The following is a 25,282-nucleotide window of genomic DNA, read 5'->3' as shown; positions in this document are numbered from 1 at the left end:
CCCATCAGGAACTGGGGCATTATTTTAAATCAGTTCCTTACGATCTATGAAAAAAGGGTCAGACTTTAGATAAAGGTCAAACCCTGGTTATTTTTAACTTACACAGTTTACGGGATAGTGTCTACAGGAGGTGGCGAAAACGTATTCCGTTAACTAAACCTCCGAAGCCAAACGGTCCCTTACAAATTCAATTCTGGTTTTTCCATGTGGTTTTGGTTTTCCATCTGCCCCTAGATTTACCATTATGATATTGTCTACCGTTACAATAGTTTCCCGGGTCATTTTGTTACGAACCTCACAGTTAAGGGTCAGGGAGGTCTTTCCAAATTTGACCACGTCTATGCCTATTTCAACTATATCACCTTTTAATGCAGTGCTCATAAAGTTTATTTCGGACATATACTTGGTAACTACCCTTTTGTTTTCCAATTGTATAATGCTGTAGAGCGCGGCTTCCTCGTCTATCCAAGCAAGTAATTTGCCTCCAAATAGAGTACCATTGGCGTTCAAATCCTCTGGTTTTACCCATTTTCTTGTATGAAATCTCATAGTATCTAATATTTTTCAGCAAAATTAGCAAAGAAATTTGCCCTAATGCACTCCTCCAAGAGAAATGTAATCCGATTTAGATAAATCTAAATTACATCTTAATTTTTTGTTCAATTTGGGAATTAATACGGGTTATAATCATTAGATTCCTATAATCCACAGTTACCATTTCAATAGGAATATTCCTAAATGGGTTGTGGTCCAATTATTATGGTGGATAGTTGAACTTATTGCTTATTCGATATTTTCAAGGTTTTGGCACCCGTTTAAAGTATCACTGTTCATAACCTCGTTAAAAACTATATGGAATTGGCCCATTAGTACAAATGCTAATACCTACCTTTATAAAAACACCAATGATATGAGCGATAGGTCCCATAGTCTTTTGGAAATTCGTCCTATAATCCCTTCAGCCAAAGTAACGGAAAATATGAGCAGTGATGAGAGGTTTCAGAACCAAACCTTACGTCCTGTAATTAAAATGCAAAACGCCTTACTTCTCTTGGTTTTTCAGAATTACATCGCTAAGCACAAAAATAGTTTTTATGGGCTGGGGCAGAACAAACGACTCATTTTCATAGAAAATGCGATCCAAAAGGACATTAAGTTTAGAAATTCGCTTAAAGGCATTATCATAGGGCAATTTACTGCGGAGGAGTATGAACTGTACATACTTAATTCCTCCTCTTTAAACAAACGCATGATGCAAATGGTCATTGAGCGTATTAAGGATCAGGTTCAATTTTTTGAAAAAGCCTCGCTTCAAGCAGTATAGTACTTTTATTCCACCAGTGATTCCCCATTGAGGTTGGTGGTAAGTATGTCGCTCATCAGGTTGAAATAAGGCCTTATCTCTTGGTAAGCAGAGTCGACATTCGCCATAAAATCGGGCGACATAACTTCCTTGTCGGAAAAATTCTTCACAAATATGAATTGTTTTCTTTTGATCAGATCAATATTGGGATGGTCTTTATGGAAGCCCGAGGGAGCGGTTTTTAATTCATCACCTTGCATTCCGCCCCAGACTTCCTTAAAACTTTTCTGGTTCATTATAGTGCGTATTTCGGTGGCATCGGTTTCAAACTCCTTCCTAATTCTAAGGAGGTCTTCCTTGTTGGGACCCCAAAACCCCACGGCAATAAAAGTTTCATTGGGTTTTAACCGCAGATAGTAGCCGCCCCTCAGCCGTTGGCCAGCCCTGGAATAGGACCCGGCAAAATGGGTCTTGTAGGGTGTTTTGTCCTTGGAGAAGCGGACATCCCGATAGATACGAAACATCTTTAATTTTTCAATGTCGTCATGAGCCTTCAATTTATCCATTAACGCGGTATAAAAACCCTTGACCTCGGTTTCCAGCGCCTTGAATTCGGTTTTGTGCTCCGTAAACCATTCCCTGGAATTGTTTTTTTTTAGATTTTCCAAAAATTGAAATACATCTTTCGTAATTAGCTGCTGTTGTATACGACTCATAACACATTATCTTTGTGCTAAAGTTAACCAATTTAGCACAAGCTGATTTTGAAATAATGGTTAATTTTGAATGTATAATCAAAAAGTGCAAATGGATAAAGCATCTATAATAAAGAATATTAAGGAACATAAAAATCAGCCTAACCTGAGGTTTGAACTTAAGGAAAGGACTGAGCTGTTTACCAATCGTTTGTTTTACACCCTGTTCGATATAGATACACCGGTAGATGAAAATCTGGACCTATTGGAAAAGGAATTTGATGCATTGGTAGACCTGGCCTGTTGGCAGGTAGACAAACCCTGCCAAAGGATTTGGGCAAATTATGTGGTGCGACTACCGGAAATTCTGGAAAAATTGAATCTGGATGCCGAGGCCATTGTCAATTGCGATCCCGCTTCCCTATCCATAGAAGAAGTATATATGGCCTATCCCGGTTTTTATGCCATTGCCATTTACAGGCTGGCCCATGAACTTTATATTGATGGCTTTCCCTTGGTTCCCAGATTAATGACAGAATACGCCCATAGACAGACGGGTGTGGACATTAACCCAGGTGCGCAAATAGGAAATTCTTTTTTCATTGATCATGCCACAGGGGTGGTCATAGGTGAAACAGCGGTAATAAAAAATAATGTAAAAATCTACCAGGGAGTAACCCTGGGAGCTTTATATGTTGCCAAAAAATTGCAGAAAACAAAACGTCATCCCACCATTGAAAACAACGTTACTATCTATGCCAATGCCACTATTCTAGGAGGGGATACGGTAATTGGAGAGAATTCCATAATTGGAGGAAATGCATGGTTAACAGAATCGGTGCCTGCCAACTCCACAGTCTATCATTCTCCAGTAATCAAAATAAAAACACTTCCACATGTCTCATAGTATTTTGGATATTATAGGGAATACTCCCTTGGTAATATCAAAAGTTATCAATACCAATCCCAAGGTTAAACTTTTTTTTAAATTGGAGGGTAACAATCCCGGAGGTAGCGTTAAGGACCGGGCCGCCCTCAATATGATAAAGGAAGGTTTGGAAAGGGGCGATTTTGATGTAGACTCCAAACTGATAGAAGCAACCAGTGGAAACACGGGAATTGCGCTGGCCATGATAGCTGGAATTTATGGCTTGGATATAGAATTGGTAATGCCGGAAAATTCCACCAAGGAAAGGGTACAGACCATGAGGGCCTATGGCGCCAAGGTAACCCTTACCCCTGCCGATGTAGGCATTGAAGGTGCAAGGGATTATGCCGAGTTGAAGGTAAAGGAAGAAGGTTACATCATGATCAACCAGTTCTCCAATGATGATAATTGGAAGGCGCATTACAAGAGTACCGGTCCTGAAATTTGGAGGGATACCCAAGGGGAAATAACCCATTTTGTGTCGTCCATGGGCACTACCGGGACTATAATGGGGACATCCACTTTTTTGAAGGAAAATAATTCCAGAATTCAAATTGTGGGGGTGCAACCTGCCGACGAGGCCAAAATACCAGGGATTCGCAAATGGCCCCAGGAATATCTTCCTAAAATATTTGATCCCACGAAAGTGGATACTGTTATGGAGGTTAACGAGCAGGAAGCTAGGGATATGGCGAAGCGTTTGGCCAAGGAAGAAGGTATTTTTGCAGGTATGAGCAGTGGTGGCGCTGCCGCTGCCTCAGTAAAATTGGCCGAAAGTCTGGAAGAAGGAATAGTTGTTTCCATTGTGTGCGACCGCGGCGACCGATATCTTTCCTCCGATCTGTTCGATTAAAGGGAAGCATTAGGTTCTAATTTACAGCCATCCCTTCTTTTTAAAATAAAATAGAAGGCCTATAAAGATTGCAATCATGAGCCCCCAAACATAGAAATACCCATTGGGGTACTTTAATTCTGGGATATATTCAAAATTCATTCCATATACCCCAACAATAAAAGTAAGGGGGATGAAAATAGTGGCCATTATGGTCAGTACCTTCATCACCTCGTTCATTTTATTGCTCATATTGCTCATATACATTTCCATGAGGCTCATGGACATCTCCCTTAATATATTTAGACTTTCGTTTATTTCTATACAATGGTCCAAGGCATCCCTTAAAAACAACTGGGTGTCTTTTGTAATCAGGACGTGTTCACTATCTATCAATTTATGGATCAACTCCTTCATAGGGTAGATATATCTTCTAATCCTCAGGACTTCTTTCTTCAGGTCTTGGACGGCATGGGCTGTTTTTGGAGTGGGGTTTTCATAAACTTCTTCCTCCAAGGCGTCTATTTTGTGGTTAATGTTTTCCAGAACCACAAAATAATTATCTATAATGGCGTCCAAAAGAGTGAAAAACAAATAGTCCGCAGGCTTGCTTCTTATTCGTCCGGTTTTGGCTCTTATCCTATCCCTGATACTATTGAAAACATCGTCCTGCATTTCCTGAAAAATGAGAACCGTATTCTTCATTAAAACAATGGCCACATGTTCGGTCACCATTTCATTGTTTCCATCCAAATAAAGCATTTTAAAAGCCCCAAAAATGTAGTTGCCGTATTCATCGATCTTTGGTCGCTGATGGGTGTTTACGGCATCCTCCATAGTAAGGGGGTTTAAGGAAAAGGCTTTTCCTAGGTTCTCTATAAACTTTTCATCACTTATTCCAATAACATTGATCCAGGAAATTGAGGGCGATTCCTGGAAGGCAACGATCTTGTTAAAACTCTCGGTGGAGTAAGCATCATACCCTGATTCCAAAACGCCATTTTCATCGTACTCCATTACGTTTACAGTACTCTTGGCTCCTTCCCTATTACCTAGGTAGGTTACGGTTCCCGGAGCCTTCCCGGTTTTGGCAAGTCTTTTTGACTGTCTTTTATGTGTGGATTTTTTTTTGGTCATTGGTTGGAATCTTAATAATACCCTTGCTGAAATTATGTTGTTGCTACTAATTTATGCATTCCAGCCCGTCCATGAATGAACTCCTTGAAAAATTACCTAATTTTTTTTTTGGGTTTTTCTTTCGTAGGAAATGGGATTGCCACTATTGGAACTGTAGATCATTTAACACCAGTCCGGATCCTGGGGCAACATAGGTTAGTAAAGTATTGTTATCCTTTTTCAAAGATTCTTTAATGTCCATTGCAGTAAGTTCTCCCTTGCCAACCTGAATCAAAGCCCCCATAATCATCCTAATCTGATACCGCATAAAACCTTCCCCCGTAATATGCAGGGCGTAACTTGCCTCAGGAAAAAAATTGGCCTTTAAGAGTTCATTCTCTTTTATGACACACGATTCTATGGTCCGTACCACTTTGGTGTTGGGTTGTAGTCGGGCCGTATACGACGAAAAATCATGGGTGCCAATAAATATCTGGGCACAATCCGACATTAAATCCAGATCCAGTTCGTCTATAATGTTTGCTAAAAAGGGCGCACAAAAGGGATGGTTTTTTTGTCCAAAGGAAAAGAGATAAACATATTCCTTTAGTTTACTTTCTTGGATGATATTGAAGTTTTTATCGACCTGTTCTATACTGATGATACGGATGTCCTGGGGTAGGTTTACATTAAATTCATGCATAAACTCCCGAAGGTTCTCCAAGGGATCCTTATCCAGGAATAGTTCAAAGGCCGTGTTTAGGGCCGATACTTTGGCATCTGTACGTCCGGCACCCAAGACTTTGAATTTGGAATTGGGCAAAACAAATTTTAAGGTCTTTACCAACATACCCTCCACCGTCTTTTGATCGGGTTGCTTTTGCCAACCGCTGTAACGGAAGCCCAAAAATTGAAGGTGGATTAAATAGTAAAAACGGGGTGTTTTCATTTTATTCTATATGTTGTTTTATCAAATCCTAAGAAAACCTAGGCAAAGATAGGTAAGGAAGATCGGTTTTAGGATTGATCCCTGAATGCATTTAAAAATATATTTGGCATGAGTTCATCGTACTTTTCGGTACTTCGTCCGAGCCCCCTTTTTTCTATCTTAAATTTCTATATGTTCAACGAAATTTTGTTTAACGAATATGATTTTAGTTGTAATTATGTTGAAAATTATCCGAAATCTTAAACCTTAATTATGGAAAATTCCGTTAGAAGAACCACTCCCCAAATTAATATTGTCCTCACCATTATTTCACTGGTATCCTTAATTATCCTTGGCTTTTATAGCATGTATGGAAATATCTTTATTTTCAATAGGGTAGAGAGTTATATTTTTCCCGTACTATCATTGATCCACTTTCTTTATTTATATGTACTCTGGTTTAAGATAACGGAAAATGAATATCCGGATATGATCATGAAAAATATTGAGTATATCATGTATGGAATCTTACTGGCCTATGGATATAATATTTATGAAACTTTTTTAATTCTTGGCTCCCAAAGTGAATTTCAAGGCCATGTTATACCAAGTTCCTTCGTACCTATGGGCTTTTTGATTATCGCATTACAAAGTCTATTGGTGGTTCTTACTGTTTGGTCATTTGTAATTAGAATACAACGGGTGGGCAAATATGATTTTGATTACCTAAATAATCATATTGATGCCTGGGAGTAAAATATGCCATTTTACAATCCGCTTATAAAGCTACCGTAAACATCTTTTATTTGATAGCCTATAGTGTAACGTTGCTTACTTAGTTTTTTATGGGCAACCAGTCCCCACAACACCAATTCCTTCAAAAAATAGGTATCTTCCTTTTTTATGTCTGGTTGATATTTTGTGATCAATTGTTGAAGTGGAACAATGCTATCCAGCTTTTCCTTGTAGTCCTTATCGGTGGCATCATCCAACAAATCAAATCCTTCCCCATCAAAGAACCAACTAACCAATTCATCATAAGGACTTTCGGCATCCTTGCGTTCCAATTTATCTATCTTTGGAAAATAATTTAGGAAGAGCGACTTCACTGCATCATCTATCAATATTTCCGCAACGCTGCCCGAACCTTCCTGTTCCCCTTCGTAAACTAGTTCAATCTTACCGATTATGGACGGAATGACCCCCATAAAATCGCTCAGCCTTACCATAGTGGTTTTTTGGCCATTCTTCAATACCCGACGTTCAGCGGTACTCATTAAATTTTCGAAGGAAGTAATGCTCATCCTGGCGCTTATACCACTTTTGGCATCTACATATTCACTTTCCCTAGCCTCCCTGCTAATTTGTTCTAGGAGATCTTTGGCCAAGTCGGGCACATAAACGACTTCACTTTGACGCTTGTCCAATTTGGATTCCTGCTCCGTAATTTTACGGGCGGTTTCTATATCCTCAGGATAGTGTGTTAAAATCTGGGACCCGATCCTGTCTTTTAACGGAGTTACTATACTGCCCCTATTGGTGTAATCTTCCGGGTTTGCCGTAAATACAAATTGCAGGTCTAGAGGTAAGCGAAGTTTAAATCCCCTTATTTGAATGTCGCCCTCCTGTAAGATATTAAAAAGGGAGACCTGTATCCTTGCCTGTAGATCAGGTAATTCATTGATTACAAAAATACAACGGTTGGCACGTGGGATCATTCCAAAATGTATAACCCGGTCATCGGCATAGGACAACTTTAGATTGGCAGCTTTAATGGGGTCAACATCGCCTATTAGATCGGCCACCGTAACATCTGGGGTAGCTAATTTTTCATAAAATCGATCATTTCTGTGGAGCCAGGAGATGGGAGTCAGATCCCCGTGTTCCTTAATAGTTTCAGTGGCATACCGAGAAATGGGACTAAAGGGGTCATCATTTATCTCGGAGCCGGAGATGATTGGAATATACTCGTCCAATAAATTTACCATTAACCTTGCCAAACGTGTTTTGGCTTGTCCCCTAAGCCCAAGTAGATTAATGTTGTGTCTAGACAATATTGCCCTTTCCAGCTCCGGTACAACGGAATTTTCATAACCCCAAACCCCTGGAAAGGTAATTTCATCCGACTTTATTTTGTCAATAAGATTTGCTCTTAACTCATCCTTTATTTTTTTTGTTTTGTACCCTGCCTTTCTAAGCTGTCCTAGATTGGTAATTTCCTTATGATTCAATTTCATCTGTAAGTTTTTATAATTTGGCCATCCTGTCTACTTTGGTCGACAGGGAGTGGTGCACAACGGCTTATTCCAATTTTTTTTATCCTTAATTATCCCTTTAATCTTTTTCTTCTATTCTGTTCGTAATCCTCAAAAATCATTTCACCAAGTCCCTTTAGGCCGGTAAAGAAAGCCTTTCCCTTATTAGCTTCTGTAAAATGCCTCACAAACTGTGTTAAATACGGATCTTTGGCAATCATGAAGGTGGTTATGGGAATATGGAGTTTTCTGGCCTGTCTGGCCATGTTGTAGCATTTTTCCACGATATAATCGTCCAGGCCTACACTATTTTTATAATAGGTGCCATCGGCCAATTTAATGCAGCTGGGTTTGCCATCGGTAATCATAAAGATCTGCTTGTTCGTATTTCGCTTCCTACGGAGCATATCCATCGCCAATTGCAATCCTGCAACGGTATTGGTATGATAGGGTCCTACTTTTAGATAAGGCAGGTCCTTAATAGGAATGGGCCAGGCATCGTTGCCAAAAACCAAAATCTCCAAGGTGTCCTTAGGGTATCGGGTCGTGATAAGCTCTGCCAAGGCCATGGCGACCTTTTTTGCCGGTGTAATGCGGTCTTCGCCATAGAGTATCATACTATGGCTGATATCGATCATGAGGACCGTGCTCATTTGGGCTTTGAATTGGGTGTCCTCCACCACTAAATCCTCCTCGCTTAAATGGAAATTGCCAATACCGTGGTTTATCTGGGCATTTTTTAAACTTTCGGTCATGGAAATCCGCTCTAAACTGTCTCCGAATTTATATTCCCTGTATTCGCCCATATGCTCATCGCCCCTACCCGATAAGCCGGTTTTGTGATTCCCCGAACCACTTCTTTTGATCTTGCCGAATATTTGATTCAAGGCCGCTTGCCTAATAATCCGTTCCATCTTGGCGGTTATGGACAAATCTGCCTCCTTCCCCCCCGTGCCATCGCCATCACCTTCTTTGGGATCTTCTCTCAGATATCCTTTGGCCTTAAGGTCTTCTATAAAATCGTCAATGGTATAATTCTCATCGGTAAGTTCGTATTCATTGTCCAACTCCCTTAGCCAATCCAAGGCCTCATCCACATCTCCCGAAGTATGTGTAATCAGTTCCTTGAAAATATCAAAAAGCTTTTCGAAAGGAGTTTGCTCGGGGGCTTCATAGGTAGAAAACCTAAACCCTTTTCTTTTATTAATACCCATACTATAAAATTACTTAATTTGGTCAAGACCTTTTCCTTTTTAAAGAAAACTTAACGGTTTACCTAATATTAGCATCACTTGGATCATAAAAATCTTTCATATTACAGGGCATTTTTTAAAACTCCTCCACTTTGGATAGGGGAATTGGAAGGTTTGAGGCAATTTGTGCTTCCAGAATTAAATTTTGAAAACCTGGAGATGGGGCGGTTACCTTCCAATGTAAGGTTAGGACATAAAATAGAACACATTTTTCTAAAGCTGATCCAACACTCAGCCCAATACAATGTTATTGCTCACAACATTCCCATAAGGAAGGAAAAAACAAGTTTGGGGGAAATAGATTTTTTATTGCAAGATGTTGATAGTCATAAATTTATGCATGTTGAGTTGACGTATAAATTCTATGTGGTAACAGGGGAGGTAACAAAGATTGAATGCCAATTGATTGGGCCAAACAGGAGCGACTCCTTCCTGGCCAAGAAAGAAAGGATTGTAAATCATCAGATTCCGCTTCTGAGAACTCCTGAAGCTACCTCTGTTTTGCAAGGGTTACATATAACGGCTTCGGAATTATTGCATCGGGTGTGTTTTAAATCCCAAATATTTATCCCATTTACGACGCGTGAAGTGGATTTGGCTCCCTTTAATTCCGATTGTATTTGTGGCAGATGGATTCCTTTACAACAATTTAAGAGCCCTTGGTTTTTGGAACAACGTTATTATCTACCATCCAAGCCCGAATGGCTTTTGGAGCCGCATCAAGGTGTTGATTGGTTAGGCCATAATGAAATACTGGATTTGATTTCAATTGGGTTGGAAAATAAAAAATCTCCCTTATTATGGATGCAATCAGCTGATTTTACCATTGAAAAACTTTTCATTGTATGGTGGTAGATCCAATTAAAATGGGGGAGTAATAATGGGGTATGTAACCTGTGTAAAAATAATAGAAATAGGATGTCCCAACAATATAGGCAATAATGATTCGTTTTCTTTAGACAAATCTTATAAACCCACACCTATGAAAAAAGTTTATTTGTTGTTTTTTTCATTGTTTGTCTTTTCCATGGCACAGGCAAAGGACGACTGTGAATTAATTTATTCTACCGCATCCTATGCCCTTAATCATGCTAAAAGCGCTTTAAAGGCGAACAACTTTGATCATCAGAAATACTATTCGGGCAAGGCCTTGGAGTCTTACGAAAAACTATTTAAGCTATTGGAAGGGAGTCAATGTGAAGGACTGTCGGAAAAAGTTCAGGACATTATAGCAGATGCTTTAAAGGCTGCGGAACCCGCTGACTGGGATAGAGGACGTTATTACAGTAAAAAGGTGTTCACCAGTACCCAGGACCTTATAAGTTATATGGATGGTAGGACCGAGGTTGCAGGAGTAGACGGCACAGAGTAATTATCCGGGAACAATACCTTTACCTTAATAAAAAAAAAGTCATTGCTTTTCCGGTCAACAAAATACTAAGTTGAACAGGTAAACAATGACTTTCCTTTTTTTTATGCAGTAGGGCCTTTAGCCTACAATATCCAAAGGTGCTGTGGTTTTCCAATTGCCCCTGGTAAAATCCGGAAATTCTTGTGGTGCTCCATTTTGGGCCACGGATGCTTCGCTCAAGGTACCTACGGCACTCCAATAACACCCTTCATAAACGTTCTGATCCAATGGTTGTCCATTTCTAAGGCACTCGATGATTCTATACCTCATTATAAAGTCCATTCCGCCATGTCCGCCCATTTTGGTGGCCAATTCTCCCAATCGCACGTATAGTGGATGTTCGTATTTTTCGAAAATCTTTTGCAATTGCTCGCCTTCTGCCCACTCATGGTGGTTGTCCGGGCCACCTTCCACTCCACCTTCCAAGGCAATCCGGGTAGGGAAACCTGTCAAGGTTCCTTTTGTGCCTTGTATCAGGTTGTGTCTGGTATAAGGTCTAGGGCTAGTTTCGTCCCATTGTACCATAATTGTCCTACCCATGTGGGTTTTAACAATGGATGTATTTATATCCCCACCCTTAAAGTCCAACTTATTCCACTTGTGGTCTGCCGGAAAATTCTTGGCAGCATATAGATTACGACCTTTACCTGGAGAAGAAAAGGAATTTATAAATTTGAAATTATCCTCTCCCCTGGCCAAATTCATGTATTGTGCTACTGGCCCCAGTCCGTGGGTAGGATAGAGATTGCCATCGCGATTGGCATAATGATAGGTACGCCAAGACCCCGTTCCGCGTTCCACTTCCTTCATTTGTGATCTTAATTCGTGGATATAGGCAGCTTCTCCGTGTAGCAATTCGCCAATAACACCTTTTCGGCACATATTTAAGTAGAGTAGTTCTTCCCTGCCATAGTTGACGTTTTCCATCATCATACAATGCTTTTGGGTTTTCTCCGAGGTATCCACTATGTCCCACATCTCTTGGATGGTAAGGGCCAGTGGTACTTCAACAAAAACATGGGCCCCACTTTTCATAGCTTCTATGGCCATAGGTGCATGCAATTCCCATGGGGTACAAACAAAAACGGCATCTGGCTTTTCCTTTTTCAACATCTTTTTCCAGTCGTTCTCCCCATCGGTGTACAAGGTTATTTTCTTGTGCCTGGTGCCACCACCATTTTCCTTGCATATGTTTGCCGATTTCTCGGCAAGATCTTGGTACAAATCACTGATAGCTACTACTTCTGTCCCCTCAATGGCCGCAATTTGATGTGCATGTCCAGAACCTCGAGCACCTACACCTATAAAGGCGCATTTTACGGTTTCCAATTTAGGGGCTGAAAATCCGCCCATATACTTGGCACCATATAATGGTTCCGGGGTATTATAGGGGCTGTTACCGGTGATTGAATTGGACCATGCCGGGGTCATTGCCAAACCCACACCAGCAATGGATGTTTTTCTAAGAAAATCCCTCCTATTTGATTTCATACTTTAAACTCTTGATGTTATTGATTATTCCTTGGAATTTTTGAAGATAAGTTAATTTATTTTACCAAAACAAATCAAGTTGGAAATTGCACAATTTTCGAGTCATATGAAAAATATTTAAAAACTAATGCCGAGACTCTAGAACCTTAACGATGTCCTGAAGTTTAAATCCTTTTGCCTGTAACAAGATTAGGTAATGGAACAAGAGATCGGCGCTTTCCTCCTTGAACAGTTGGTCGTTATCGTCTTTGGCCTCAATGACGACCTCTACAGCCTCTTCGCCTACTTTTTGGGCAACTTTATTAATCCCGCTTTTAAAGAGTGAGGAAACATAGCTAGGTTTAACTCCCTCGGGAATCCCGACCTTTCCCTCTGCTTGTTCTTTTCTATTTTGAATAATGCTTTCCAATTCTGATAGAAATCCAAAGGAGGTATCGTTTCTTTCGCCCCAGCAGGTATCGGTTCCCTTGTGACATGTTGGTCCTACGGGAGCCACCATTACCAATAGGGTGTCATTGTCACAATCCAATTTAATATCCACTAGATTCAAAAAGTTTCCGCTTTCCTCCCCTTTGGTCCACAATCTGTTTTTAGTGCGACTAAAGAAGGTTACTTTACCACTGTCCACAGTTTTTTCGTAGGCCTCTTGGTTCATATACCCGAGCATAAGTACATTTTTTGTAAGTGCGTCCTGTATTATGGCCGGTACTAGGCCATCGTTGTTTTTGTTAAAGTCTATGTTCATGATTTTGGATTCCATTAGGGTTTTATAATCTAACCGGTATATTATTTCTTTTCAACTCTGCTTTCAAGTCCTTGATCTCGATTTCTTTGAAGTGAAACACGCTGGCCGCCAAAGCGGCATCTGCCTTGCCCTCCATAAATGTATCCGTGAAATGTTGCATATTTCCGGCACCGCCCGATGCTATAATGGGTATATTCAATTCGGTGGATAATCGGGCCAAAGCTTCATTGGCAAATCCGTCCTTAGTACCATCGTGGTCCATGGAAGTAAAAAGGATTTCACCGGCCCCACGGTCTTCCACTTCCTTTGCCCAGGTAAAAAGATTTAGGGTTGTAGGTACCTTCCCTCCTACCAAGTGAACAATCCATTCCCCATTTATTTGTTTGGCATCTATGGCAACCACTATGCATTGTGATCCAAATTTGGCAACCAGGTCGTTGATCAATTGAGGATTTTTTACAGCCGATGAATTTATGGATACCTTATCCGCTCCATTATGCAGTAATATATCTACGTCTTCCACAGATGAAATACCACCGCCAACAGTAAACGGAATATTTACTTTTTCAGCCACACGCAGCACTAAATCGGCCAATGTTCTCCTTCTTTCCTCCGTTGCGGAAATATCTAGGAAGACTAGCTCGTCCGCTCCTGTTTTTGCGTAAATTTCGGCCAATTCCACGGGGTCCCCTGCATCCCTCAGGTCTACAAAGTTGATTCCTTTTACCGTTCTCCCGTTTTTGATATCCAAACAAGGGATTATTCTTTTTGTTAACATGGGGTATTTACGTTTTTGTATTTGGAGGCGAATCCAATTAATATCTTCAATGCCATTACTAGGCTGTCCCTATTGAACAGCAATAGGTTTTAAGGGTTAAATATCGAGAATAAATTTTTCCAATTGTTTTAGGCTAATTCTGTTTTCATAAATGGCCTTACCAATAATGGTTCCTTCACAGCCCAATTCGGCCAGTTTAGGGAGTTCGTCAAAAGTTGAAATACCGCCACTGGCAATTAGTTGTAATTTTGGTCCACATTCAGCCAAAATCTTGCGATACAAATCAAATGAAGGGCCTTCCAACATGCCATCCTTACTAATATCGGTACAGATAACCCCTCTGATTCCTTCTTTTTGATACACCTGTATGAAGGGAACCAACTCCTCCTTGGAATCTTCCATCCAGCCAGAAACGGCAACCATCTCATTTTTGGCATCCGCTCCTAGAACAATCTTCTCTGGACCGTATTTGTTGATCCATGAAATAAAGGTTTCCCTGTCTTTTACAGCAATACTTCCTCCGGTAATTTGATTGGCCCCACTTTCAAAGGCTATCCTTAATTCCTCGTCGGTCTTGAGTCCACCTCCAAAATCTATTTTTAAGTTGGTATTGGAAGCTATTTTTTCCAACACCTTATGATTTACAATGTGCTTGGATTTGGCTCCGTCCAAATCTACTAAATGTAGGTATTGTATACCATGGGCCTCGAACTCTTTTGCCACCTCCAAGGGATTCTCATTGTAAATTTTTTTGGTGTCATAGTCTCCTTTGGATAGTCTAACACATTTTCCTTCAATGATGTCTATGGCGGGTATTATTCTCATTTTGTTTTTAATTAAGTCCCAATGGGCATTTATTTAATTGGGAGTATGTATGGTTTCGATAAAATTTCTAAGAATCCGTTCCCCTACCTCACTGCTCTTTTCTGGGTGGAATTGGGTTCCATAAAAATTATCTTTTCTCAAAGCGGCACTATATCCCAAACCGTAATCCGCTTCTGCTATGGTTTCCTTGCACAAAGGGGCATAAAAACTGTGTACCAAATAAATATGCTCTTTTTCATTGACGTTTTTGAAAAGATCGGATTTTAAATTTGTAATTTGATTCCATCCTATTTGTGGAACTTTTACCTCATTGGAAAACTTAACCACGTCAACATCAAAAATACCTAGGCCCTGCGTATTGCCTTCTTCCGAAGAGTGACACATTAATTGCATTCCGAGACAAATTCCCAGTACCGGCTGTTTTAATTTGGGTATAATCTGGTCCAATTTACTTTCGCGCAACTTTTTCATGGCGCTACTGGCTTCCCCAACACCTGGAAAAATAACTTTATCGGCCGTCATAATCCCCTCAGCATCCTTGCTCAGAATAGCTTCGTATCCCAAGCGTTGAAAGGCAAATTTAATGCTCTGTATATTTCCGGCTCCGTAATCTATTATTACTATTTTCATTTTCTTTGTCCTTCGGACAGATTTTTTGCTCACTAAGTGAGGTTTGAATATTCCGACACTTGTCTACCCCTTGCTTTTGGACAGGGCCTTGAGGCATAAGACTTCTATAATACTCCTTTGGTACTTGGAAGCACCATTTTATCCACATCCCTTTTCACGGCCATCTTGATTGCCTTGGCAAATGCCTTGAAAATGGCTTCGATCTTATGGTGTTCGTTGTTGCCTTCGGCTTTGATATTTAGGTTGGCCTTGGCTCCGTCCGTAAAGGATTTAAAGAAATGATAAAACATTTCCGTTGGCATTTTTCCTATCATTTCCCGTTTGAATTCCGCTTCCCATACCAACCAGTTTCGTCCACCAAAATCAATGGCTGCCTGTGCTAAACAGTCATCCATGGGCAAACAGAAGCCGTATCGCTCTATACCTAGTTTATTGCCCAAAGCTTTATGGAATACCTCTCCCAACGCTATGGCGGTATCCTCAATAGTATGGTGCTCATCCACTTCCAGATCTCCCTTGACCTTGATTTCAAGGTCCATTTGACCATGGCGCGCCAATTGATCCAGCATATGATCAAAGAAATCCAATCCGGTACCGATATCACTTTTTCCGGTACCGTCTAGATTGAGTTTTATAAAAATATCGGTTTCATTGGTTTTGCGCTTTATCTCCGATACCCGATCTTTCAGTTTTAAAAATTCGTAAATTTTTTCCCAGTCATTACTTTCCAGGGCTATGTAGTTATTTAATTCTTCCCTTTTAACGGATATTTCCCCTGTTCCCAAATTGGTGTTGTCGTTGATAAAGATGCCTTTGGCCCCTAAATTCTTGGCTAGTTCCACATCGGTCAGCCGGTCCCCTATTACAAAGGAATTGGCCAGATCGTATTCTTCGGAAAAGTATTCGGTAAGTAATCCGGTTCCCGGTTTTCTGGTATTGGCGTTCTCATGTGGGAAGGTCTTGTCCAGAAATACCTTATCAAAAACTACTCCTTCATTTTCAAATGATTTTAATATAAAATTATGGACCGGCCAAAAGGTATGCTCGGGAAAAATATCGGTTCCCAATCCATCCTGATTGGTGATCATCACCAATTCATAATCCAATTCCTTGGCTATTTTACCCAAATAAGTAAAAGCTTTGGGGTAGAACACCATTTTTTCAAAAGCGTCTATTTGCTCGTCGATGGTCTCTTTAATAATGGTACCATCCCTATCTATAAATAGAACTTTTTTACCTATTTTGTTTCCCTTGGTGGCATTTGTATCCGGACTCATAGTATTATGTGGTTGTTATATTCTGCAATGCATTTATTAATATCTCATTTTCCTCCTTGGTTCCAACGGTAAACCTTAAGGTATTTTCACAAAGGGGTTGGGTGGTCCTATTGCGGACAACGATACCCATTTCCAACAGTTGATTATATCTTTTGGTAGCGTCATCCACTTTGGCCAATATAAAATTTGCGTCCGTGGGATATATTTTCTCTACAAATTCCACTTGGCGCAGTACATTATAAAGGGCCTCCCGTTCCGTTAAAATATCTATTATCTCCAGGTTGACCGCATTAACATCCAAAACCCTTTCCAATGCCCGTTGTTGGGTTAGTTCGTTTACGTTGTAAGGCGGTTTAATTTTATTCAGTACGGAGATTATTTCTTCTGAAGCATAACATGTCCCCAATCTTATACCGGCCATTCCATAAGCCTTGGATAAGGTTTGGGTTATTACTAAATTGGGATAGTTCTTCAATTCCGTAATCCAACTCACTTCGCCGGAGAAGTCTATATAGGCTTCATCCACTACTACCAATCCGTTAAAATTGTCCAATAATTCCCTTACGCTGCTATTTGAAAAACTATTTCCAGTAGGATTGTTGGGGGAACACAGAAACAGCAATTTACTTCTGTTGTCGGCGGTTTTAAGAATTTCGGGCACATTGGGTTCAAAGTCCTTTGTTAATAGCACCTCCCTATTCTCTACATTGTTAATACTGGCAAGTACCTTGTACATACCGTAGGTTGGCGGCAGGCTAATTATATTGTCTTCCTTTGGTTCACAGAAAGCCCTAAAAATTAAGTCCAATACTTCATCGCTACCATTGCCCAATAGAAGTTGCCGGGAACTCACTCCTTTTCTTTCTGCCAAAACCTCCTTCAATCGTCTTTGGTGTGGATCGGGATATCTGTTTACCCCAGTTTCAAACGGATTTTCATTCGCATCCAAAAAAACCATTTTGGAACCATCCGAAACATATTCGTCCCGTGCGGAAGAATAGGGGCTTAAGCCCTTTACATTCTCCCTTACAATATTGTTGATATTGAATATTTTAGTTTTCATTCTTTCGCTGCTTTTCGCTATTTGGAAACATAGATGTCATGGTGTGCTGTACGTTTACCGCGCTTTTATCATTTTAAACTCTCCAATCTAAGGGTTACGGCATTTTTATGAGCCTGCAGCCCTTCGGCTTCAGCCATCAACTCTATGGTCTTGCCAATTGCCTGAATGCCTTTTTCGGATATTTTCTGAAAGGTCATACTCTTCATAAAACTATCCAGATTTACCCCGCTATACTGCTTGGCAAACCCGTTGGTTGGCAGGGTATGATTGGTTCCCGATGCGTAATCCCCTGCACTTTCCGGAGTATAATTTCCTATAAAAACTGAACCGGCATTGTAGGTCTGTTCCAAATAAAACTCCTCGTTTTCAACACATAGAATATAATGTTCCGGCCCGTATTCATTAATCAGATCTATGGCGGTCTGTTGGTCTTCCACGAAAATAAGTTTGCTATTGCCGATGGCCTTTACGGCTATATCCTTTCTTGGCAGGTCCTTTATTTGCTTGGCAACTTCCGTTTCAACAGCTTCTATTAGCTTTTTGGAAGTGGATACCAGAATAACCTGACTGTCCGTACCGTGTTCGGCCTGACTCAATAGATCCGAGGCTACAAATGCCGCGTTGGCAGTATCATCGGCCATGACCAAAAGTTCACTGGGACCTGCAGGCATATCTATGGCTATTCCGTATTTGGTGGCAATTTGTTTGGCAACGGTTACAAATTGATTTCCAGGGCCAAATATTTTGTACACGGGAGGTATGGTTTCCGTCCCAAAAGTCATACTTGCAATGGCTTGGATACCACCCACCTTGAATATTTTGGTAACCCCACATAGGTTGGCCGCGTATAATATGGCCGGGTGTACTTTTCCTTCCTTGTTGGGAGGGGTACATAGAATAATCTCCTTACATCCGGCAATGTTGGCAGGAATGGCCAACATTAAAATAGTGGAAAACAAAGGGGCCGTACCGCCTGGTATATACAATCCTACTTTTTGAATGGGCCTTTTTTCCTGCCAGCATTGCACGCCATCTGCAGTTTCTACCGTAATTCTTTGGGTTTTTTGGGCCTTATGGAATTTTTCAATATTGTTTTTAGCTTGTTGAATAGCTATCTTTAAGTCCTTGGAGATTAATTGATTGGATTCCTCTATCTCCATGGGAGCAACCAAGGCGTCTTGTAGGTCTACACCATCAAATTTTTTGGTGTAGCTCCTAACCACGGAATCCCCACCGGACTGTATTTCCCTAAAGACTGCATTGACAATTTCCTCTATATCGGCTACAGATTGTGTAGGCCGTTTTAAAACAGTCTTCCATAGTGCCCTTTCCGGATTGTATATCTTGTTCATTCCTATAATACTTTTTGCATGTGGTAACCTATAGCCTGATAACCTCGGTTGTTCCAAAACTGAATACCTTTCCCATTATTTATATAGCAGTTGATCTCCGAGGTATTACATCCGATTTCCAACGCATAAATTAAAACCTGATCCATCATTAATTTCCCCACCCCGGAACTTCTATATTCAGGTAATACAAATACATTGTCCGGTTCCAGATGTTTACCAACGTAAAACTTATTTAAAACCCATATGCCACATATACCTATTAACCCTTCTTTATTATAGGCGCCCAAACATTGATATCCGTCCGTGAGCATATCCTGCAGTCGATTCTCTAGGGTTTCAACAGGAATTTTATAATTGTTGAGCATTTGTACCAAGGGCAAAATTTCATTCATATTCCCCTTGGGGATGAACCTTATTTGAAATTCGGTAGCCATAGTACTTTTACAAAACCATTTTTTCTATGGGGCAAACCAATATTCCCTCTGCTCCCGCTTTCTTTAGTTCCTGAATTACTTCCCAGAACTTATCCTTGTTGATTACCGTATGCACAGAACTCCATCCCTCTTCGGCCAAAGGAAGTACGGTTGGACTCCTCATGCCTGGCAATAATGCAATAATTTCGTTCAGCTTTTCGTTCGGTGCGTTCAAAAGAACATATTTGGACTGTCTAGCACGTAACACGGACTGAATTCTAAATCTTAAGTCTTCCAACAAGACCGTTCGTTCCTGGGAAATTTGTGGAGAAACGGCCAGTACGGCTTCACTTGTCAGCATTACCTCCACTTCCTTTAAATTGTTTTTGAACAGCGTACTACCACTGGAAACAATATCGCAAATGGCATCTGCCAACCCTATATTGGGCGCAATTTCTACGGAACCGTTTATAATATGCAGATCTGCTTTTACCCCCTTACTGTCCAAATAATTCTTTACGGTATTGGGATAGGAAGTGGCAATCCTTTTACCTTCAAAATCGGTGACTGATTTGTACTTGACCGATTTGGGAACTGCCAGGGATACTTTACATTTGGAAAAACCCAGTTTCTCTGCGATGGAGATATCCTCACCTTTTTCAATTAGGACATTCTCACCAATAATGGCAATATCTACGACCCCATCCCTAAGATATTGGGGAATATCCCCATTTCTAAGATAGAAAACCTCTAAGGGAAAATTTCTGGAAGAAGCCTTGAGTTGATCTTTTCCGTTGTCTATGGAAATACCACAGTCCTTTAATATTTGAAGTGAGTCTTCGTTTAAACGGCCGCTTTTTTGGATCGCAATTCTAATTTTTTTCATTTTTGGTATTTTGTTTTTGGCCTGAACAAATCTAACAGGTTGTTAAATACAAAACCCGTTTGATTGCTCAAACGGGTTAGAATATAGTTTAGATACAACAATACATTCCTAGCTCGCTTGACTGCAAGTGAAGAAATGATGATGATGTGTCCTGTTGTTTTTCATGATAAGACAAAATTAAAACTATTTTTCAACCTTGGAAAATTTATACGGAACAATTTATTTTAAAATTGTTAAATTATTACTGATTACCTAAAATAATGGGCATGCCCGACTCTCCACTTCCAATAACAATAACCTTGGCATTGGGGGATTCGGACAATTTGATGGTTGCATCAATACCTTTGTCCTGCAATATTTTGTCTGTCAGGGAAGCACTTAATATGGTATTGGCATCTGCCTTACCCTGGGCCTCTATTATCACTTTTTGGGCTTCCTTTTGTGCGGTAACCAATCTAAATTCATATTCTAGGGATTCTTGTTCCTGCTTAAGTTTACGCTCAATAGCTTCCTTAATTGTGGGTGGTAAGGTAACATCCCGAACCAAAATTTCATTGAGCTGTATATATTGTCCATCTACAATTTTTTCGGTCTCTTCAAAGATTTCTTGCTGAATGGCATCCCTTTTACTGGAATAAAGCTGTTCTGGGGTATATCGCCCAACAACACTTCTTGCTGCGGATCTAATGGTTGGCAATAATACACGCTGTATATATTCAGTACCTTTTTCTTGGTGCAATTTTCCCAAAAATTCTCTTTTTGGTTCAAACCAGGCCGAAGCTTCCAACTTAATTTCAAGACCGTTGGAGGATAATACCTGCATTTTTTCCAAAACTTCCTGTTGCCTTACCTCATATATAAAAACCTTGTTCCATGGGGCTACAATTTGGAACCCCTCTCCCATAGGGGCCTCATCGGTGACCACTCCTCCACCAAAAGTCTTGTAAAGCACTCCGGCTTCACCGGAGCCAATGGTAACGGCCGATTTTGAAATTAATATTACAAGAACTATTAAGGCGAATACGGCCGGTAGTGCAATTTTTGGTAATTTGTCCATTTATTATATTTATTAGGTTAATCCGTTATACTTTCTGATAAACCACTCAAGTGATAGGGCTGCAACGATAATGCCCAAAAGAAATTTAAAATCGATTAAAGGTACGACAATTTGTTTGCTTTTTTGAACCGGTACAAACTTAGTATCGGTTTCCAATGCCGTTACCAGGGAGTCCATTTGATCTGGAAAGTAAAGTTTTCCTGTCGTATTGTTTGCCAGTCGATTCAGTTTGCCATAATTGCTTGAGGAGAATTGTTTTTCGGCATCAAAATCCAATACGGAAAAGCTACCTGATCTGCTCAGATTTTCTTTGGTTACGGTAGCAATAAAATCATATGTTGCAGGGGTTAAATGGCTTAAATCTGCTTCGTAGTATCCATCTTTTAATAACATTGGAAATTCCAAGGAGGTATTGGTGGATTTATTCACCACTTTTATATTAATGGAGGCGTTGGCATCAAAGACAAAGGCCTCATCAAAATAAGTAGCCTTTATTTTTGTTTCGTTGCTGTTATTGTAAATGGAACTATAATCCAGTACAAATCTATTTTTACCTTTGGAGGTGGTAAGATAAAGGATCAGTTTTCCAAGGAATGCATCAAATTCCACAAATGCTTGATCGTTCCGGTAATTTTGAACCCTCCATTTCCAAATATTTTCCCCTACCAATATGGCATGTTTTGAAGCGTCCTCCTCTACCGTGGACAATAAGGGTTGGTCCATATCCACCCCTTTGATACGGATTTTGAGCAAGGGTTCGCCATGGCCCAAAATAGTCACGGGCCCTGCATCGGATAAAAGGGGAGGAAAATCTTGTAGGGAGAAATCTGAAATATCGAATTTTGAAAATGCGGCATTGGGGCTTGCAAATAATTCTTGCACCGGATAACCTGTTTCCACAAGGAAGCTATTTTGAATGTTGTTCAAAAAATTAAAGTCGGTATTAGTACCTAATACGGTAAAGGAATTGGAATTTCGCAATTGTATTTGTTGATACACTTTAGCAAAAGTGGCATCGGGCTGATAAAGTATATAAACATCAACTTCCTGTAATTTGCTTAAATCGGCATCGGGCCTATAAATGGATACCAACCTTTGCTCGTTGCTCTCTATGGATTTCTTAAGTGCGCCAATATCTGGGTGTTGGACATTAGAAATAATGGCCACATTTGTTTTTTCGTCCAGTACTTCCAAGGCCATCAATTTTTCATTGTTGGCCGAATTTTTTTCATTGGGCAATGGGGATAAAGTCACCTTAATGTTTTTTATTCCTACCGTATTGGCCTCTATCTGGGTATTGATAATCTTGGTGTTGGAAACGTTGGACAATGCAACTTTTTCTTTGTACACCAAATTATCGTCCATAAAAACTTTTAATTCCGGGGAGACTTCTTCCTTACCGTCATAAGAAATGAAAACTTCCAGGGGGAATTTGTTTTTTAAAAAGGCATATTTATTGGTATTTATTTGGCTTATTGCCAAATCATCATATTTGGTGGTGTCTCCGAGAACTACCGGGTATATAGGTAGTTTTTGTCGTTTCCCGTAAAATTCATAGTCTTCCCCTATGGTCTGATTGCCATCGGACAGCAGAATAACTGCCGTTGTAGTTCCGGTGAATATTTCGTTTAAGCCTGCCAGGGCCTTTGAAATATTGGTGCTCTTTTCTGTAAGGCCAAGAGTATCGGAATTGGATAACTCCCCTCCAAATTTGTATGTGAATATATTAAAATTATCAGATAATGATTCCACTTTATCCTTTAGGAAAGAAAAATGGGAGATCGCCTGCGCCTTACCCTCCAATGCCAAGGAAGAGGAATTGTCTGCTAGTAGTACCAAATTGGTCTTTTGCAAGGTATATTCATTCTTGGTAAATTTTGGATTTATCAGAAGCAATAGCGTTCCAAATATGGCCAAGAAACGCAAAAAGGAAAGGATAACCTGAAGTTTCCCCTTCCTTTTGCTTTTATAGTAGTATTGAAACAGTACAACTGTCAGTGCCATAATGGCTGCGAGCAATATAAAAAGTACTGTTTGTAGTTGCATTATGTATGTTCGTTGGAACTATTCTTTTGTAGTAGGCCAGAGTTTATTCGGTATGTATCACGGAGCTTTTTCAGTACGCTGCCAAGTCCTAACTGGGCACAAGTATCGCTTTAACTTCGAGGCCTACCTGGCTAAAAAGCAGTCCTATGTAAGCATTCCTCCATCCACATTTAGAACTTGTCCTGTAATATAGGCCGAAAGATCCGAGGCTAAAAACAGACAGGCATTGGCAACATCTACTGGTTGCCCTCCCCTTTTTAACGGAATTCCATCTCGCCAACCCTGTACCACCTTTGCATCCAACTTATCTGTCATCTCTGTTTCAATGAAGCCTGGTGCAATGGCGTTACATCTTATGTTTCTGGAACCTAGTTCCAGGGCGATGGATTTGGTAAACCCGATCATGCCGGCTTTGGAAGCCGCATAATTTGCCTGGCCAGCGTTGCCCTTCACCCCTACTACACTACTCATATTAATTATAGAGCCGCTTCTTTGTTTCAACATGGTACGTTGTACGGCCTTTGTCATATTAAAAACCGATTTTAAATTTATTTCTATAACAGCATCAAAATCATCTTCCCCCATTCTCATTAACAGATTGTCTTTGGTAATCCCGGCATTGTTTACCAGAATATCGATTACTCCCCCAAAATCTTCCAAAACCTGTGAAACCAATTTTTCCGAATCCCCAAAACTGGCTGCATTGCTCTTATATGCCTTGGCTTTTACCCCATAGGTACCCAACTCTTTTTCCAAGGCCAAAGCGGGGGCTTCACTGGAACTATATGTAAAGGCAACATTGGCACCGTGCTTGGCGAAGACATGTGCTATTCCAGTTCCAATTCCCCTACTTGCTCCGGTGATTATTGCATTTTTTCCTTCTAGTAACTTCATCTGTCTTTAGTTTCTTAGTTGATAATCAAATATAAGTTATGTTTTAGCTGTTTTAAAATTTTTACCCTAAATGCTGGTAGAAAATTTTAGTGCCTTGGTAGTTCCAAGCAAAAAAAATCCCGCTTATCCTGAAAAATTCCGAACAGATCGGTACAGTATAAACGGAATAAAATTTATTGACAAGGAATTATCCCAATACTTGTTTTACTTTTAAACCAATTTCGGCAGGGGAATCAACTACGTGGATACCACATTCCCTCATAATTCTCTTTTTGGCCTGGGCCGTATCATCACTACCACCCACTATGGCACCTGCGTGTCCCATAGTTCTTCCTGCTGGAGCTGTTTCACCGGCAATAAACCCAACAATAGGTTTCTTACTTCCACTTGCCTTGTACCATTGGGCCGCATCAGCTTCCAATTGTCCACCTATTTCCCCGATCATAACCACACAGGTGGTTTCTGGGTCATTGATCAATAACTCCACGGCTTCCTTGGTAGTCGTACCAATAATTGGATCGCCACCTATCCCAATCGCCGTTGTGATTCCAAGACCTTGGCGTACTACCTGATCTGCAGCTTCATAGGTTAAAGTTCCTGATTTGGAAACAATTCCTACAGTACCCTTTTTAAATACGAAGCCTGGCATAATGCCTACTTTGGCTTCCCCTGGAGTGATTACCCCTGGACAGTTGGGGCCCACCAATCTGCAGTCCATATGTTTAATATAGTCATAGACCTTCACCATATCTGCAACGGGTATGCCTTCTGTAATTGTAATTATTACTTTAATTCCAGCGCTAGCAGCTTCCATAATTGCATCGGCAGCAAAAGCTGGTGGTACAAAAATGATGGTGGTATCGGCCCCAACTTTTTGAACGGCTTCTTCAACTGTATTGAACACAGGTTTTCCCAGATGTTCCTGTCCACCTTTACCCGGTGTTACACCGCCAACCACGTTGGTGCCGTATTCGATCATCTGTTCCGCATGAAAAGTACCTTCACTACCTGTAAAACCTTGTACAATAATTTTGGAATCTTTATTTACTAAAACGCTCATTATATATTTGGTTTAATTGATTCTTGCAAAAATAAAGTTTTGAA

The 25,282-nt window shown here is 40.3% G+C and carries 26 protein-coding genes; 6 read left to right on the top strand and 20 right to left on the bottom strand.

Annotation, left to right across the window (positions count from 1 at the left end; all coding sequences use genetic code 11):
• Positions 1 to 153: 153 nt before the first annotated feature.
• Positions 154 to 549, bottom strand: a complete 396-nt coding sequence (locus QSE00_RS08580) for an acyl-CoA thioesterase (protein ID WP_110355276.1) — start codon at positions 547 to 549, stop codon at positions 154 to 156.
• Between the two features lie 361 nt (positions 550 to 910).
• Between QSE00_RS08580 and QSE00_RS08575 the strand changes: the two genes are divergently transcribed.
• The gene (locus tag QSE00_RS08575) at positions 911 to 1,324 is read left to right on the top strand and encodes a glyoxalase (protein WP_110355500.1); all 414 of its coding nucleotides are present in this window, start codon (positions 911 to 913) and stop codon (positions 1,322 to 1,324) included.
• A gap of 5 nt (positions 1,325 to 1,329) precedes the next feature.
• On the opposite strand, the gene QSE00_RS08570 is transcribed toward QSE00_RS08575, so the two are convergent.
• The gene (locus QSE00_RS08570; RefSeq protein ID WP_286105618.1) at positions 1,330 to 2,019 is read right to left on the bottom strand and encodes a DUF2461 domain-containing protein; all 690 of its coding nucleotides are present in this window, start codon (positions 2,017 to 2,019) and stop codon (positions 1,330 to 1,332) included.
• 91 nt (positions 2,020 to 2,110) lie between these two features.
• On the opposite strand from QSE00_RS08570, the gene epsC reads away from it, so the two are divergent.
• A complete protein-coding gene (epsC, locus tag QSE00_RS08565) occupies positions 2,111 to 2,905 on the top strand; it encodes a serine O-acetyltransferase EpsC (protein ID WP_110355501.1) in 795 nt (264 codons plus the stop codon).
• Complete coding sequence (gene cysM / locus QSE00_RS08560) at positions 2,895 to 3,779, top strand: cysteine synthase CysM (RefSeq protein ID WP_286105617.1); 885 nt, start codon at positions 2,895 to 2,897, stop codon at positions 3,777 to 3,779. The genes epsC and cysM overlap by 11 nt, the downstream gene beginning before the upstream one ends.
• A 21-nt stretch (positions 3,780 to 3,800) precedes the next feature.
• On the opposite strand, the gene corA is transcribed toward cysM, so the two are convergent.
• Positions 3,801 to 4,895 carry a magnesium/cobalt transporter CorA gene (corA, locus tag QSE00_RS08555; protein WP_110355279.1) on the bottom strand — a complete coding sequence of 365 codons (1,095 nt, stop codon included), beginning with the start codon at positions 4,893 to 4,895 and terminating at the stop codon, positions 3,801 to 3,803.
• Between the two features lie 142 nt (positions 4,896 to 5,037).
• Positions 5,038 to 5,823 (bottom strand): tRNA pseudouridine(38-40) synthase TruA, encoded by a 786-nt coding sequence (truA, locus tag QSE00_RS08550; protein WP_286105616.1) that lies wholly within the window; start codon positions 5,821 to 5,823, stop codon positions 5,038 to 5,040.
• A 252-nt stretch (positions 5,824 to 6,075) separates the two neighbouring features.
• Between truA and QSE00_RS08545 the strand changes: the two genes are divergently transcribed.
• Positions 6,076 to 6,558, top strand: coding sequence for a hypothetical protein (locus QSE00_RS08545; protein WP_110355281.1), 483 nt, complete (start codon positions 6,076 to 6,078; stop codon positions 6,556 to 6,558).
• 11 nt (positions 6,559 to 6,569) lie between these two features.
• Here the strand turns inward: QSE00_RS08545 and QSE00_RS08540 are convergent, their stop codons facing one another.
• Positions 6,570 to 8,039, bottom strand: a complete 1,470-nt coding sequence (locus QSE00_RS08540) for a magnesium chelatase (protein ID WP_110355282.1) — start codon at positions 8,037 to 8,039, stop codon at positions 6,570 to 6,572.
• 89 nt (positions 8,040 to 8,128) lie between these two features.
• Positions 8,129 to 9,271, bottom strand: coding sequence for a vWA domain-containing protein (locus QSE00_RS08535; RefSeq protein WP_286105615.1), 1,143 nt, complete (start codon positions 9,269 to 9,271; stop codon positions 8,129 to 8,131).
• Between the two features lie 78 nt (positions 9,272 to 9,349).
• Here QSE00_RS08535 and QSE00_RS08530 point away from each other — a divergent pair, with 78 nt between their 5' ends.
• A complete protein-coding gene (locus tag QSE00_RS08530; RefSeq protein ID WP_286105614.1) occupies positions 9,350 to 10,165 on the top strand; it encodes a DUF1853 family protein in 816 nt (271 codons plus the stop codon).
• 127 nt (positions 10,166 to 10,292) lie between these two features.
• Entirely contained in the window at positions 10,293 to 10,682 is a 390-nt protein-coding gene (locus tag QSE00_RS08525) for a hypothetical protein (RefSeq protein ID WP_146216276.1), read from the top strand.
• Positions 10,683 to 10,799: 117 nt separating this feature from the next.
• On the opposite strand, the gene QSE00_RS08520 is transcribed toward QSE00_RS08525, so the two are convergent.
• The 14 genes from QSE00_RS08520 to sucD form a co-directional block, all read right to left on the bottom strand.
• Positions 10,800 to 12,212, bottom strand: coding sequence for a Gfo/Idh/MocA family protein (locus QSE00_RS08520; protein ID WP_286105613.1), 1,413 nt, complete (start codon positions 12,210 to 12,212; stop codon positions 10,800 to 10,802).
• 124 nt (positions 12,213 to 12,336) lie between these two features.
• Positions 12,337 to 12,972 carry a bifunctional phosphoribosyl-AMP cyclohydrolase/phosphoribosyl-ATP diphosphatase HisIE gene (hisIE, locus tag QSE00_RS08515; RefSeq protein WP_258364785.1) on the bottom strand — a complete coding sequence of 212 codons (636 nt, stop codon included), beginning with the start codon at positions 12,970 to 12,972 and terminating at the stop codon, positions 12,337 to 12,339.
• 7 nt (positions 12,973 to 12,979) lie between these two features.
• Positions 12,980 to 13,735, bottom strand: coding sequence for an imidazole glycerol phosphate synthase subunit HisF (gene hisF, locus QSE00_RS08510; RefSeq protein ID WP_110355287.1), 756 nt, complete (start codon positions 13,733 to 13,735; stop codon positions 12,980 to 12,982).
• 96 nt (positions 13,736 to 13,831) lie between these two features.
• Positions 13,832 to 14,560, bottom strand: a complete 729-nt coding sequence (hisA, locus tag QSE00_RS08505; RefSeq protein WP_286105612.1) for a 1-(5-phosphoribosyl)-5-[(5-phosphoribosylamino)methylideneamino]imidazole-4-carboxamide isomerase — start codon at positions 14,558 to 14,560, stop codon at positions 13,832 to 13,834.
• Positions 14,561 to 14,593: 33 nt separating this feature from the next.
• The gene (hisH, locus tag QSE00_RS08500) at positions 14,594 to 15,190 is read right to left on the bottom strand and encodes an imidazole glycerol phosphate synthase subunit HisH (RefSeq protein WP_110355289.1); all 597 of its coding nucleotides are present in this window, start codon (positions 15,188 to 15,190) and stop codon (positions 14,594 to 14,596) included.
• 104 nt (positions 15,191 to 15,294) lie between these two features.
• Positions 15,295 to 16,467 carry a bifunctional histidinol-phosphatase/imidazoleglycerol-phosphate dehydratase HisB gene (hisB, locus tag QSE00_RS08495; RefSeq protein ID WP_286105611.1) on the bottom strand — a complete coding sequence of 391 codons (1,173 nt, stop codon included), beginning with the start codon at positions 16,465 to 16,467 and terminating at the stop codon, positions 15,295 to 15,297.
• A gap of 4 nt (positions 16,468 to 16,471) precedes the next feature.
• A complete protein-coding gene (gene hisC / locus QSE00_RS08490) occupies positions 16,472 to 17,530 on the bottom strand; it encodes a histidinol-phosphate transaminase (protein ID WP_110355290.1) in 1,059 nt (352 codons plus the stop codon).
• 68 nt (positions 17,531 to 17,598) lie between these two features.
• The gene (hisD, locus tag QSE00_RS08485) at positions 17,599 to 18,882 is read right to left on the bottom strand and encodes a histidinol dehydrogenase (RefSeq protein ID WP_286105609.1); all 1,284 of its coding nucleotides are present in this window, start codon (positions 18,880 to 18,882) and stop codon (positions 17,599 to 17,601) included.
• A gap of 2 nt (positions 18,883 to 18,884) precedes the next feature.
• Positions 18,885 to 19,316, bottom strand: coding sequence for a GNAT family N-acetyltransferase (locus QSE00_RS08480; RefSeq protein WP_286105608.1), 432 nt, complete (start codon positions 19,314 to 19,316; stop codon positions 18,885 to 18,887).
• Between the two features lie 7 nt (positions 19,317 to 19,323).
• Positions 19,324 to 20,181, bottom strand: a complete 858-nt coding sequence (gene hisG / locus QSE00_RS08475) for an ATP phosphoribosyltransferase (RefSeq protein WP_286105607.1) — start codon at positions 20,179 to 20,181, stop codon at positions 19,324 to 19,326.
• Between the two features lie 241 nt (positions 20,182 to 20,422).
• Positions 20,423 to 21,238 carry a prohibitin family protein gene (locus tag QSE00_RS08470; protein ID WP_110355294.1) on the bottom strand — a complete coding sequence of 272 codons (816 nt, stop codon included), beginning with the start codon at positions 21,236 to 21,238 and terminating at the stop codon, positions 20,423 to 20,425.
• Positions 21,239 to 21,250: 12 nt separating this feature from the next.
• Complete coding sequence (locus tag QSE00_RS08465; protein WP_286105606.1) at positions 21,251 to 23,284, bottom strand: ATP-binding cassette domain-containing protein; 2,034 nt, start codon at positions 23,282 to 23,284, stop codon at positions 21,251 to 21,253.
• 144 nt (positions 23,285 to 23,428) lie between these two features.
• Positions 23,429 to 24,178: a 3-oxoacyl-[acyl-carrier-protein] reductase gene (gene fabG, locus QSE00_RS08460; protein WP_110355296.1), complete on the bottom strand. Its 750-nt coding sequence runs from the start codon at positions 24,176 to 24,178 to the stop codon at positions 23,429 to 23,431.
• Between the two features lie 187 nt (positions 24,179 to 24,365).
• On the bottom strand, positions 24,366 to 25,238 hold the full coding sequence (gene sucD / locus QSE00_RS08455; RefSeq protein ID WP_031444162.1) for a succinate--CoA ligase subunit alpha: 873 nt from the start codon (positions 25,236 to 25,238) through the stop codon (positions 24,366 to 24,368).
• Between the last annotated feature and the right edge of the window lie 44 nt (positions 25,239 to 25,282).

It is taken from the genome of Arenibacter flavimaris (genome assembly GCF_030291335.1).
In the GTDB taxonomy this organism is placed as follows: Bacteria; Bacteroidota; Bacteroidia; order Flavobacteriales; family Flavobacteriaceae; genus Arenibacter.
The sequence above is the reverse complement of the archived record's forward strand: the minus strand, read 5'-3'. Positions and strand labels throughout refer to the sequence as shown.

Bases quoted from the DNA above. Each gene is read 5' to 3' on its own strand.
- hisD (WP_286105609.1), bottom strand. From the start codon at position 18,882: ATGAACAAGATATACAATCCGGAAAGGGCACTATGGAAGACTGTTTTA.
- fabG (WP_110355296.1), bottom strand. From the start codon at position 24,178: ATGAAGTTACTAGAAGGAAAAAATGCAATAATCACCGGAGCAAGTAGG.
- QSE00_RS08545 (WP_110355281.1), top strand. From the start codon at position 6,076: ATGGAAAATTCCGTTAGAAGAACCACTCCCCAAATTAATATTGTCCTC.
- corA (WP_110355279.1), bottom strand. From the start codon at position 4,895: ATGACCAAAAAAAAATCCACACATAAAAGACAGTCAAAAAGACTTGCC.
- QSE00_RS08465 (WP_286105606.1), bottom strand. From the start codon at position 23,284: ATGCAACTACAAACAGTACTTTTTATATTGCTCGCAGCCATTATGGCA.
- QSE00_RS08520 (WP_286105613.1), bottom strand. From the start codon at position 12,212: ATGAAATCAAATAGGAGGGATTTTCTTAGAAAAACATCCATTGCTGGT.
- hisF (WP_110355287.1), bottom strand. From the start codon at position 13,735: ATGTTAACAAAAAGAATAATCCCTTGTTTGGATATCAAAAACGGGAGA.
- QSE00_RS08480 (WP_286105608.1), bottom strand. From the start codon at position 19,316: ATGGCTACCGAATTTCAAATAAGGTTCATCCCCAAGGGGAATATGAAT.
- hisIE (WP_258364785.1), bottom strand. From the start codon at position 12,972: ATGGAATCCAAAATCATGAACATAGACTTTAACAAAAACAACGATGGC.
- QSE00_RS08535 (WP_286105615.1), bottom strand. From the start codon at position 9,271: ATGGGTATTAATAAAAGAAAAGGGTTTAGGTTTTCTACCTATGAAGCC.
- truA (WP_286105616.1), bottom strand. From the start codon at position 5,823: ATGAAAACACCCCGTTTTTACTATTTAATCCACCTTCAATTTTTGGGC.
- hisG (WP_286105607.1), bottom strand. From the start codon at position 20,181: ATGAAAAAAATTAGAATTGCGATCCAAAAAAGCGGCCGTTTAAACGAA.
- QSE00_RS08575 (WP_110355500.1), top strand. From the start codon at position 911: ATGAGCGATAGGTCCCATAGTCTTTTGGAAATTCGTCCTATAATCCCT.
- hisC (WP_110355290.1), bottom strand. From the start codon at position 17,530: ATGAAAACTAAAATATTCAATATCAACAATATTGTAAGGGAGAATGTA.
- QSE00_RS08570 (WP_286105618.1), bottom strand. From the start codon at position 2,019: ATGAGTCGTATACAACAGCAGCTAATTACGAAAGATGTATTTCAATTT.
- sucD (WP_031444162.1), bottom strand. From the start codon at position 25,238: ATGAGCGTTTTAGTAAATAAAGATTCCAAAATTATTGTACAAGGTTTT.
- hisA (WP_286105612.1), bottom strand. From the start codon at position 14,560: ATGAGAATAATACCCGCCATAGACATCATTGAAGGAAAATGTGTTAGA.
- QSE00_RS08470 (WP_110355294.1), bottom strand. From the start codon at position 21,238: ATGGACAAATTACCAAAAATTGCACTACCGGCCGTATTCGCCTTAATA.
- QSE00_RS08525 (WP_146216276.1), top strand. From the start codon at position 10,293: ATGAAAAAAGTTTATTTGTTGTTTTTTTCATTGTTTGTCTTTTCCATG.
- QSE00_RS08540 (WP_110355282.1), bottom strand. From the start codon at position 8,039: ATGAAATTGAATCATAAGGAAATTACCAATCTAGGACAGCTTAGAAAG.
- hisH (WP_110355289.1), bottom strand. From the start codon at position 15,190: ATGAAAATAGTAATAATAGATTACGGAGCCGGAAATATACAGAGCATT.
- epsC (WP_110355501.1), top strand. From the start codon at position 2,111: ATGGATAAAGCATCTATAATAAAGAATATTAAGGAACATAAAAATCAG.
- hisB (WP_286105611.1), bottom strand. From the start codon at position 16,467: ATGAGTCCGGATACAAATGCCACCAAGGGAAACAAAATAGGTAAAAAA.
- cysM (WP_286105617.1), top strand. From the start codon at position 2,895: ATGTCTCATAGTATTTTGGATATTATAGGGAATACTCCCTTGGTAATA.
- QSE00_RS08580 (WP_110355276.1), bottom strand. From the start codon at position 549: ATGAGATTTCATACAAGAAAATGGGTAAAACCAGAGGATTTGAACGCC.